The organism is Psychromonas sp. SA13A (assembly GCF_011378715.1).
Taxonomy (GTDB): Bacteria; Pseudomonadota; Gammaproteobacteria; order Enterobacterales; family Psychromonadaceae; genus Psychromonas.
In genome coordinates, this window is record NZ_WTKU01000024.1 from 55,589 (window position 1) to 66,578 (window position 10,990).

9 protein-coding genes and 1 pseudogene are annotated in these 10,990 nt (G+C 37.8%); 8 read left to right on the forward strand and 2 right to left on the reverse strand.

Annotated features, from left to right (window positions below; genetic code table 11):
• Nucleotides 1-44 precede the first annotated feature (44 nt).
• Nucleotides 45-1,502, reverse strand: coding sequence for an NAD-dependent succinate-semialdehyde dehydrogenase (locus GQR44_RS16890; RefSeq protein WP_166372866.1), 1,458 nt, complete (start codon nucleotides 1,500-1,502; stop codon nucleotides 45-47).
• A 136-nt stretch (nucleotides 1,503-1,638) separates the two neighbouring features.
• Here GQR44_RS16890 and GQR44_RS16895 point away from each other — a divergent pair, with 136 nt between their 5' ends.
• From GQR44_RS16895 to GQR44_RS16920, 6 genes are all read left to right on the forward strand, one after another.
• Nucleotides 1,639-2,556: a LysR family transcriptional regulator gene (locus GQR44_RS16895; RefSeq protein ID WP_166372867.1), complete on the forward strand. Its 918-nt coding sequence runs from the start codon at nucleotides 1,639-1,641 to the stop codon at nucleotides 2,554-2,556.
• 360 nt (nucleotides 2,557-2,916) lie between these two features.
• Nucleotides 2,917-3,216, forward strand: a complete 300-nt coding sequence (locus GQR44_RS16900) for a PTS sugar transporter subunit IIB (protein ID WP_166372868.1) — start codon at nucleotides 2,917-2,919, stop codon at nucleotides 3,214-3,216.
• 12 nt (nucleotides 3,217-3,228) lie between these two features.
• Nucleotides 3,229-4,536 (forward strand): PTS sugar transporter subunit IIC, encoded by a 1,308-nt coding sequence (locus GQR44_RS16905; RefSeq protein WP_166372869.1) that lies wholly within the window; start codon nucleotides 3,229-3,231, stop codon nucleotides 4,534-4,536.
• A 101-nt stretch (nucleotides 4,537-4,637) separates the two neighbouring features.
• Nucleotides 4,638-4,943: a PTS lactose/cellobiose transporter subunit IIA gene (locus GQR44_RS16910; RefSeq protein WP_166372870.1), complete on the forward strand. Its 306-nt coding sequence runs from the start codon at nucleotides 4,638-4,640 to the stop codon at nucleotides 4,941-4,943.
• A gap of 89 nt (nucleotides 4,944-5,032) precedes the next feature.
• The gene (locus GQR44_RS16915) at nucleotides 5,033-6,430 is read left to right on the forward strand and encodes a glycoside hydrolase family 1 protein (RefSeq protein WP_166372871.1); all 1,398 of its coding nucleotides are present in this window, start codon (nucleotides 5,033-5,035) and stop codon (nucleotides 6,428-6,430) included.
• A 65-nt stretch (nucleotides 6,431-6,495) separates the two neighbouring features.
• Nucleotides 6,496-7,905 (forward strand): glycoside hydrolase family 1 protein, encoded by a 1,410-nt coding sequence (locus tag GQR44_RS16920; RefSeq protein WP_166372872.1) that lies wholly within the window; start codon nucleotides 6,496-6,498, stop codon nucleotides 7,903-7,905.
• Between the two features lie 197 nt (nucleotides 7,906-8,102).
• Here GQR44_RS16920 and GQR44_RS16925 read toward each other — a convergent pair whose 3' ends face one another.
• Complete coding sequence (locus GQR44_RS16925) at nucleotides 8,103-9,113, reverse strand: LacI family DNA-binding transcriptional regulator (protein ID WP_166372873.1); 1,011 nt, start codon at nucleotides 9,111-9,113, stop codon at nucleotides 8,103-8,105.
• Between the two features lie 497 nt (nucleotides 9,114-9,610).
• On the opposite strand from GQR44_RS16925, the gene GQR44_RS16930 reads away from it, so the two are divergent.
• The gene (locus GQR44_RS16930) at nucleotides 9,611-10,117 is read left to right on the forward strand and encodes a helix-turn-helix domain-containing protein (protein ID WP_166370789.1); all 507 of its coding nucleotides are present in this window, start codon (nucleotides 9,611-9,613) and stop codon (nucleotides 10,115-10,117) included.
• Nucleotides 10,117-10,959: pseudogene (locus tag GQR44_RS16935) on the forward strand (IS3 family transposase); the annotation flags it as partial. The gene GQR44_RS16930 and the pseudogene GQR44_RS16935, both read left to right, overlap by 1 nt.
• Nucleotides 10,960-10,990 lie beyond the last annotated feature (31 nt).

Consider the following 10,990-nt stretch of genomic DNA (forward strand, 5'->3'; position numbering starts at 1 on the left):
ACTTTAAGTGGTTTGGTGTATATAAATGAGAGTTAATAAATACTTTATTTATTTAAACCACCCATGCATAAATATTTTATTTCTAAGTAGTCATCTAATCCGTATTTAGAACCTTCACGACCACTGCCTGATTGTTTGATACCACCAAAAGGTGCAGCTGCATTTGATATCATCGCTTCGTTAATACCAACCATGCCATACTCTAAGCCTTCGGCTACGCGCCAAACTCGACCTATATCGCGAGAATAAAAGTAAGCGGCTAAACCCACTTCACAATCATTTGCCATTTCAAGTACTTGATCTTCATCGTCAAAGGCAATAATTGGAGAAACAGGGCCAAATATTTCATCTCGTGCAATGGGCATATCATTACTTACATTAGTTAATACCGTCGGCTGATAGAAAGTATTGCCAGCACTGTCACGCTGCCCACCTAATAATACTTTTGCACCTAATGCGACAGAGTCAGTTACTAATTTATCAACACCATCAACAGCATTTGATGAAATCATTGGACCAATTTGAACACCATCAGTCATGCCATCGCCAATTGTTAGGCTAGCCACTGCTGTTTTGAACTTTTCAGTAAACTCTTCAAGCACACCGTTTTGTACAAAAATACGGTTTGTACAAACACAAGTTTGACCCGCATTGCGATATTTAGATGCCATTGCACCTTCTACGGCGGCATCGATATCAGCATCGTCAAATACGATGAAAGGGGCGTTACCACCTAATTCCATAGAAACTTTTTTAACGGTTGAAGCACACTGTTCAATTAATAGTTTTCCAATCGCTGTGGAACCTGTAAAAGTAAACTTTGCAATATCTGGGTGTTGAGTTAAGACTTTACCCATACCTGCAGCGTCCTCCCCAACAACTACATTGAATACGCCAGCGGGAATACCTGCTCTTTCAGCAAGCTCTGCCATCGCTAATGCTGACAGCGGTGTTAATGTTGCAGGGCGAACCACAAACGTACAACCTGCCGCCAATGCTGCCGCTGCTTTTCTTGCGATCATTGCATTAGGGAAGTTCCAAGGTGTAATAGAAGCAACAACGCCAACGGGCTGTTTTACGACAACAATGCGTTTATCGCCTGAAGGAGCAGGGATAGTATCGCCATAAACACGCTTACCTTCTTCAGCAAACCATTCAACAAATGCCGCGCCGTAACCAATTTCGCCCTTTGCTTCTGCAAATGGTTTACCTTGTTCTAAAGTTAAAATTCGTGCTAAATCATCTTGATGTTGGATCATTAAATTGAACCAATTACGCATCAAAGTACCGCGTTCATTAGCTGACTTTGCAGACCATTTTTTTAGTGCATTCTTTGCCGCTTTAACGGCCAACTCTGTTTCAGCGATACCTGCATTACAAACTTGAGTTAATACTTCACCAGTGGCTGGGTTCGAAACATTAAAAAATGATTCACTGCTATGCCAACTACCATCGATATATGAAAAGGTTTTGAGTAATTGATTGTCTTTTATCTGCTGCATGATTATCTCCAATTTGATGACACATTTTGAAAGCGTTTTATAAGTTTGAGCACATCTTTATTGAGGCTATTGAATAACAATTTTATTTGATGTTAAATACAAAACATTAAACAATAAGTTTGGGGCTGGTAAAACTTTGAATAAGACTTCTATAATTCCTAAAACCATCGCAGAGTATGATTTACGCTTATTACGGATTTTTGTTGCTGTGGTTGAAAATGGGGGATTTGCAGCAGCTGAGTCCGCACTCGGTATCACTCGATCAACTATTAGTGTGCATATGTCTTCTTTAGAAGAACGAATGAAACTCAAGCTTTGTTTACGTGGTCGAGGTGGGTTTTCACTGACAGAGGATGGTTTGGTTGTGTACCGGGCTGTTATAAATTTATTTGAATCGTTAAATGATTTCTCTTTGTTAGTGGGTACCTTGAGCCGTGAATTAAGCGGTGAGCTAGTGATTTTATGTGCAGATCAGTTAAACCAATCTAGGCAGGATAAACTGGCTGAAGTGGTGCAACTTATTCATAAAAACTCTCCTAATTTACATCTTGTTTTAGACAGTGAACCGATCGCTAATATTGAAAAATCATTACTAAAAGATAAAGCACACATCGGTTTATATCCTAATTATCAACAAATCGAAGGTCTTCATTACCAATACCTTACTAGTGAAGCTGTTTATCTTTGTTGTAGTAAAAAACATCCATTTTTTACTAAAGTTGATACTTTAATTAGTGCTGAAGAGTTAGCTACAGTACCCGCTATTCATCCTGGAATGGACGTACATCCCTCTGGTATCGAGCAGTTGAAAAAACTAAACCTTGCCGCTAAGTCTTATCAATTTGATACTAGGAAAGCGATGATTTTATCCGGTTGTTATATTGGCTTTATGCCCCAAAGCTATATTCAAAGTGAGTTAAATCAAGGAGAAATAAGAATTATTCAGCCTAGTGAGCTTACTTATCAATTTGACCTATCATTGGTTGCGAAAAAGTCACCAAGAGAAGCTAATAAAGTTAAATTATTAACAGAAATATTTAATCGCATTTTTTAATCATTTTTAAATCGAAGGAGGAGTATTATTTATATCGGTCTATCTTTTGGGAGAATAACTGGTTAATCCCTCATAAACTAGTATCTACAATGGCACTAAAAAAAGTCAAAAGACCGATAACTACAAATCGAAATTGCTTGTAGAGGGAAACAAGCACATATCTCGTCCACTATTCTGTGATAGATCTTCTAAAAATCTACAAATCACTAAAAAATGCATAATTACTTAAAATAAAACGAACCTAGTCACAAAAATGTAACCGGTTACTGTAATCGGTTTCTGTAACCGGTTACATTTGGTTGTGAGCATAAACATGATAACTAATTCTTAATATAAACATTCAAATATAAGGTAAATATTATGACTAAAATTCTACTTTGCTGTTCTGCCGGTATGTCTACTAGCATGGTTGTTAAAAAAATGCGTGTCGCTGCTGATAGCAAAAATATTGACGTTGAAATTAATGCAGTAGGTTCTGAAGAGTTTGATGCAAATGTTTCGGAATATGACTGCTTTTTATTAGGCCCTCAAATTAAATATAAACTAGAAGCTTTTAAAGCGAGAGTCGATGGAAAGCCTATCGCGGTAATAAATCAAATGGATTATGGCATGATGAAGGGCGAAAAAATATTAACAGACGCCCTCGCAATGATTAAATAAGAGGGCTATCAGATGTTTAACAAATTTTTTGAGTTTTTAGAAAATACACTCACACCAATCGCTGGGAAAGTGGCATCACAAAGACATATTTGTGCAATCCGTGATGGATTTATAGGGGCGATGCCATTTATGATCGTAGGGTCATTTTTATTGGTGTTTGCATTTCCACCTTTTTCCCCGGAAACAACATTGGGGTTTGGCCAATGGTGGTTAGGTTTATCACTGCAATACTTCAATGAGATAATGACACCTTTCCAAATGACCATGGGTATCATGTCATGCTATATCTGTACTTGTATTGCTTACCATCTAGCGACACATTATAAATTAGATGGCTTGTCTGTAGGGATGCTGTCCTTGATGACTTTCTTATTAATTTCTGCTCCCATGGCGGATGGAAAATTACCTGCATCATTTTTAGGTGGAACAGGCATATTTAGTGCGATTCTTATCTCAATAGTAGTGACTGAGTTGGTGTATTTTCTAAACCGTAAAAATATTGGTTTTAGAATGCCAGAACAAGTGCCTGATAAAATTCGAGAGTCGTTTAATTTACTGATTCCTGCACTAATCATAATTTTAACCCTCTACCCATTAAACTTATTAGTACAAAATCAGTTTGATATGATCATTCCGGGGGCAATCATGGCTTTATTCCAGCCATTGGTGTCTGCTTCAGATACGCTTCCTGCTATCTTATTAGCAGTGTTAGTGGCACACGTACTTTGGTTTGCCGGTATACATGGTGCTGCGATAGTTGGTGGTATTATGGCACCATTCTATCTTTCTAACTTAGGGGTCAATCAAGAAGCCTTAGCTGCAGGGCTTGAATTACCACATATCTTTATCGAATCTTTCTGGTCTTTCTTCATTATTATTGGTGGCTCAGGGGCAACTTTTGGCTTGGTATTATTATACCTCAGAAGTAAATCTGCTCACCTTAAAGCAATCGGTAAACTAAGTTTTGTTCCTTCATTCTTCAACATTAATGAGCCAGTTATTTTTGGTACACCATTTGTGATGAATCCGATCATGTTTATCCCATTTGTTGGCGTGCCAATGGTCAATGCGATCATTGCTTACTATGCATCAAGTTGGAATATTGTTGGTAAAACTATCTCATTAGTTCCTTGGACAGCACCTGCTCCTATCGGGGCCGCATGGGGGGCTGGATGGCAAGTTAATAATGCAATATTAGTGTTTGTTTTAATCGCTATCAACATGGTGCTTTATTACCCATTCTTCAAAATTTACGAGAAGCAACTTATCTCTGAAGAGACTGCTGAAGTTGAAGCTAAAGAAGAAGCGATAGCAGGTTAACACTGATAGTTAGCCAATAATTTTTAACTAATAATTAATCATTACCCTGAAACACAAGAAGCTACTAAAGGTAGCTTCTTAGTAGAGAGTGGAGTTTTAACATGGATTTAGAAATGACTGTGATGGAGCTAATCATCAATGCTGGCGAATCAAAAAGTTTAGCGATGCAAGCTTTGATATCAGCTAAAAAAGGTGAATGGGATGTTGTTGACGACTTTCTTGCTCAATCGACGGAAGCATCAAAGCGTGCGCATAAAGTGCAAACTGAACTTATCGGGTTGGATGAAGGTGAGGGTAAAGTGCCGGTAAATTTAATCATGGTGCATGCACAAGACCATATTATGACGGCCATGTTGGCGCGTGAATTAATCGAAGAATTAATTGATATCCATAGAAAGCTTAAATAGTGATTAACAAGCTAGTAAGAATCTAATAATAAGCGAATAGCTAGCTAAGCCATTCATATTTTAAGTTGTAGAAATGATGAGGAGTTTGTATGACAAACCTTAAAAATTTTCCAATTGATTTTTTCTGGGGAGGATCGACTTCTGCGTATCAGGTTGAAGGTGCCTGGGATGAAGATGGAAAAGGTCCCTCTGTTATTGATATGAGTAATGTCGTTGAAGGCACAACTGATTTTAAAGTCGCAAGTGATCACTATCATCGTTATAAAGAAGATGTTGCATTATTTGCAGCGCTAGGTTTAAAAGCTTATCGCTTCTCTATCGCTTGGACTAGAATTTTTCCAACAGGGGAAGGTCAGGTTAACGCAAAAGGTCTTGAATTCTATAATAACTTGATCGATGAATTAATCGCTAAAGGTATTGAGCCGATCGCGACTATATACCATTTTGACTTGCCTTATGCATTACAAGAAAGAGGGGGGTGGTCAAATAGAGCGTCGGTGGATGCTTTTGCACTTTATAGCAAAACCTTGTTTGAAGCTTTTGGTGACCGCGTTAAATATTGGTTAACTATTAACGAACAAAACATGATGATCCTACATGGCGATGCATTAGGCACTAAGCATGTTGATGCAACTAACCCAATGAAAGATTTATACCAACAAAATCACAATATGCTGGTGGCACAAGCAAAGGCGATGTCACTCTGTCATCAACTGTTACCTAACGCAAAAATTGGTCCTGCACCCAATATCTCGGCCATTTATCCTGCATCATGTAAACCCGAAGATGTATTAGCCGCGAATACTTTTTCCGCTGTGCGGAACTGGTTATATCTTGATATGGCGGTTTATGGTCGTTATAACGCTACGGCTTGGCGCTTCCTTGAAGAACGAAGTGCTGCACCAACTATCAGCGAAGGTGATATGGAAATATTAGCCTCAGCTAAACCTGATTTTATTGCTTTTAATTATTACAACTCACAAACCGTGGCTGAAAGCTCTGGTGATGCAAGTGATATCAACTCTACCGGCGATCAACAAATAACTATTGGTGAGGTTGGTGCTTATAAAGGGGTTGAAAACCCTCATTTAGTCAAAAACGAATTCGGATGGGAGATTGATCCCGTCGGTTTCCGCACCACCATGCGTGAAATTTATGAGCGTTATGCGTTGCCGTTAATTATCACTGAAAATGGACTTGGTGCTTTTGACCAAGTAGATGAAAACGGTGAAATTAATGATGATTATCGAATTCAATACCTGAAACAACATATCGAGCAAGTTCAACTTGCTATTACTGATGGTGTTGAGGTGTTTGGTTATAGCCCTTGGTCAGCAATCGACCTGATTAGTACTCATCAAGGGTGCTCGAAACGCTATGGCTTTATTCATGTAGAACGCGATGAGTTTGATCTTAAAGTATTAAAACGCACTAAGAAAAAAAGCTTCTATTGGTATCAAACCCTTATTTCCAATAACAGTTTATAGAAAGGCAGGCTCGATCATGTTGAGTCTGTGACTTATCACAAAATTATAATTAATAGGAATCTACAATGAAGTTTGCTCATGATTTTTTATTTGGTGCCGCGACCGCTTCTTATCAAATAGAAGGCGCTTGGGATCAAGATGGTAAAGGCCCAACAAACTGGGATGAATTTACTAAAATACCCGGAAAAACCTTTGAAGGTACTAATGGGGATGTGGCGATTGATCATTATAATCGCTACCAAGAAGATATAGCGTTAATGGCTGAAATGGGGTTGGAATCTTATCGATTTTCTATTTCATGGGCGCGTATATTTCCACAAGGCACTGGTGAGGTAAATCAAAAGGGTATCGACTTTTATAACAACATTATTGATGAATGTTTAAAATATGGGATCGTACCTTTTGTAACGCTTTATCATTGGGATTTGCCATTACCGTTAGAGAAAAAAGGGGCATGGTTAAACAGAGAGACTGGTGAAGCTTATTTGGAGTTTGCAAAACTTTGTTTTGAAGCATTTGGCGATCGCGTTAAAAACTTTATTACTTTTAACGAAACGTTTGTATTTTGTAACTTAGGTTACTTATCGGGTGCACACCCACCGGGTATTCAAAATGATCCTAAAAAATACTTCCAAGCAATACATAATGTTTTTTATACCCATGCTCAAACGGTTATTGCATATAAAAAGCTGAATCAGTTTGGTGAAATTGGATTAAGTCATGTATTTAGCCCTGCTTTTAGCGTAGATGACTCAGAAGAAAATCTGTTTGCTACGGAGCATGCTAACCAATTTAACCTAAACTGGTTCTATGATCCTATCCTATTAGGGCATTATCCTGAGTATGTTGTTAAACAGTTAACCGCAGAAGGTCACTTACCTGACTGGACTACAGAAGAGTTAGCCATTATTAAAAAAGCAGCGCCTTTAAACGACTTTATGGGATTAAATTATTACCAACCGATGCGTATTGAAAAGATTCAAGGTCAGTTCGAAGGGCATGTTATTACACGTGAAAACTCTACCGGTGCACCTGGAAATCCAAGTTACGATGGGGTTTATCGTACGGTGAAGATGGCTGATAAAAAATATACTAAGTGGAACTGGGAGATTTCATCGCAAGGATTTATTGATGGCCTAGATATGATCAAAGAAAACTATGGGCAAATTAAATTATACATTACTGAAAATGGTCTCGGTGATGAAGATCCAATCATAGAAGATGCGGTATGTGATATACCACGAATTAATTATATCAAAGAGCATTTAAGTGCAGTAAAAGAAGCGATCAGTCGTGGTGCTCACATTAAGGGTTATTATGCTTGGTCTGCCATTGATTTGTTGAGTTGGTTGAATGGCTATAAAAAGCAATATGGTTTCATTTATGTAGACCATAAAAACGGTTTAAAACGAGAAAAGAAAGCCTCCTTCCATTGGTATAATAGTGTGATTAAAAATCGCGGAGAAGACCTTTAACACTCTGAGCTAGAGCTTAGCTTTAAAGCATATTTTAATAAAGCTAACTATAGTAGAGTTTAAATAATGCCATATCAGCTTAACATGACTGATATGGCATTATTTTTTGTTCATTATTGTGTCGAAGAAGTGTTTTTACATTATTAATATTAATGAAGGAACTTTTTGATATTCGGTAATGATGATCTTGCGTTTGCTTAGTTCTTCGCTGTATAAACTGACGATACAGATTCACGTTCAATAAGTTGACCTTTATATTGATAAGAGTGTGTCGGTTTTGTTTCGTCACATAGGGTTATTGCTAATTCTATAGCTTGTTTGGTCATGGCTGTAATTGGTAGCCCAACGGTGGTTAATCTTGGTGTGAAAAACTCAGAAACAGGGTCGTTATCTATGCCGGTAATAGAGACTTGTTCGGGGACGTTGATACCCGTTTCGGTTAATGCTTTTAAAGCGCCTAATGCCATACAGTCATTAAAAGCAACAATAGCTGTGAAAGTAATGCCTTCATTTAATAACTCTTTACAGGCTTGATAGCCGCTTTTCATATCGTAAACTCCGTGCTTAACAAGGTCATTTTTAAAATCGATACTAGCTGCCTGTAGGCTATTTTTATATCCGTTAAGACGAGCTTTCCCGGTTGGATTATCCATATGACCAGTAATACAGGCAATTTCTTGGTGTCCCTTTTCGAACAAGTGATCCATTAGAATGGTTACCGCGGCTTCTTGTTCAAAAGAAACTGAATGAAAGCATTGCTCTGGCATATTACGATTTAATACAACAATGGGAATAGTTAGTTGCTCATGCAAGCGTTGTATGTGTTCGTCAGTCAAAGTACGACTATAAAGAACAACCGCATCACACTGCGCTTCCAGTTGTAAAATCACTTCATATTCGTAATCTGGATCGTTATGCCCATCGGTAACGATTAATTGTTTTTTTGCAAATTCTGCACTGGCAGCTGCTTGTTTAAGTAGCAAACCAAAATGGATGCCATCAAAATCTGAAACTACTAAACCAATCGTATGTGTTTTGTTGGTCGCTAATGCTTGGGCCAACCTATTCGGTCTATACCCAAGCTCTTTCATGGCCGAAAAAACATTCTCACGAGTTGACTGCTTCACCTGACCTATCCCATTAATTACACGGGATACGGTTGCTTTAGAGACTCCAGCTAGCTTGCATACGTCAAGGATCGTGCTCATTAATATTCCTAAAATAGACTCGTATAAACGACAGATATTATATCCTAATGAGTAATCATAACGCATAATTATCACCAATGTAACCGGTTACTTTTTTTTGATAATTATTAGAAAAGTAGACTCAAGCATCATTTCACATTACCTTATCTCGTGATAATCGAGTGCAATACTGTTAAATATTCAAATGTTATAGTTTTTACATCGTTTAGTGTTGCCGGTTTAGTATTACTAGTTTTGTGTGGTTCAAGATATTAATTATTGACGCTATGACAGCTTATTAGGAAGTGATTCAGTTCGGAAATACGTTGAATAATCAGGTTGTATCGATTTACTTATTCTAAATTTAGATTGAGGATGATAGTCATGCTTATTTTTCTAGCGCATACAATATTCCACTTTTTAGTTTTCTGTCTGTATTTAAAATAAAAGCCCCAACTTAATGGGATCATGAACTGACCCCAAATAGTTGGACAACCAATTACTGAGGGTCTTTTTTTATGTCCAAATATAGTCGTGAGTTAAAACTCATCATCGCAAAAGAATGCCTAGGTGGTAAGTCATCTAGGAAACTAGCAAATGAATTTACAATATCCTCTCGACAGATTCGATATTGGACTTCGGTTTTCGCAATTCATGGGACAAACGCATTCTTACCTACTTCTCATGGTTGTAATGCAAAAACAAAACTTCAAGCATTAAAATTAATGTGGACAAATGACTGGTCGCTCACTCACACTAGTGCTGTATTAAATTTGTCTTCACCCGGCTCTCTTTCTGTATGGCTAAAAACATATAATGAGGCTGGGCTTAGAGGACTTGAATGTTCCTCACTCGGGAGACCTCCTATGAAACCACAACCAAATACTCCTGCAAAGCCAAATAATGAAATGACACTTGAAGAACTAAAAGAAGAGCTTGCTTATCTACGAGCAGAGAATGCTGTTTTAAAAAAGTTGGAAGAGCTGGAACAGACAAAACGCCGTCAAATAAAGAAAAAGCGTTAGTTGTTTTAGCTCTCAAAGATAAGCATGCTTTGAAGCACCTCCTTCAAGCCACTCACTTGGCAAAGAGTGTGTTTTATTATCAAGTTAACGCAGGCAAAAAAATGGATGCTTATAGTCTTGAATTAGATCTTATTAAGACGATTTACCATGAGCATAAAGGCCGTTATGGCTATCGTCGTATTCACCTAGCGCTTAGAAGGCAAGGAGTTATGCTAAACCATAAGACGGTACAAAGACTGATGTCGCAATTAAACTTAAAATCGACAGTAAGACCCAAAAAATACAGCTCTTATAAGGGAGGTGTAGGGAAAACAGCACCTAATGTTCTTAAGCGAGACTTTAAAGCAACAAGACCAGATGAAAAATGGGTAACCGATGTAACTGAATTTAAGGTTAAAGATCAGAGAGTCTATTTGTCACCAGTTGTTGACCTATTTACCCAAGAAGTAATCGCTTATAAGATCGCTAAAAATGCTCGTTTACCATTAGTCACAGATATGTTGAAAGATGCTCTCGATAATTTGAGCAAGAACTCAAAACCCATCGTACATAGCGATCAAGGCTGGCAGTATCGGCACAAAGCATACCAAAAACAGCTTGCAGATTGTGGGCTTACACAAAGTATGTCCAGAAAAGGGAATTGCTTAGATAATGCAGTAGCTGAAAACTTTTTTGGATTATTAAAAACAGAAATGTATCATAGGCAAAACTTCAAAGATGCCGATGAACTGATAGAAAAGCTCGACGAATATATCGAGTATTACAATAAAAAAAGGATAAAGGTCAAATTAAAAGGCCTGACTCCGATAGAGTATCGAATCCAGGCCTTACAAGCCGCCTAACTAAAATGTCCAACTATTGGGGGTCAGTTCA

Coding starts and splice junctions, on each gene's coding strand:
- GQR44_RS16920 (WP_166372872.1), top strand. CDS start 6,496: ATGAAGTTTGCTCATGATTTTTTATTTGGTGCCGCGACCGCTTCTTAT.
- GQR44_RS16905 (WP_166372869.1), top strand. CDS start 3,229: ATGTTTAACAAATTTTTTGAGTTTTTAGAAAATACACTCACACCAATC.
- GQR44_RS16900 (WP_166372868.1), top strand. CDS start 2,917: ATGACTAAAATTCTACTTTGCTGTTCTGCCGGTATGTCTACTAGCATG.
- GQR44_RS16890 (WP_166372866.1), bottom strand. CDS start 1,502: ATGCAGCAGATAAAAGACAATCAATTACTCAAAACCTTTTCATATATC.
- GQR44_RS16915 (WP_166372871.1), top strand. CDS start 5,033: ATGACAAACCTTAAAAATTTTCCAATTGATTTTTTCTGGGGAGGATCG.
- GQR44_RS16910 (WP_166372870.1), top strand. CDS start 4,638: ATGGATTTAGAAATGACTGTGATGGAGCTAATCATCAATGCTGGCGAA.
- GQR44_RS16930 (WP_166370789.1), top strand. CDS start 9,611: ATGTCCAAATATAGTCGTGAGTTAAAACTCATCATCGCAAAAGAATGC.
- GQR44_RS16925 (WP_166372873.1), bottom strand. CDS start 9,113: ATGAGCACGATCCTTGACGTATGCAAGCTAGCTGGAGTCTCTAAAGCA.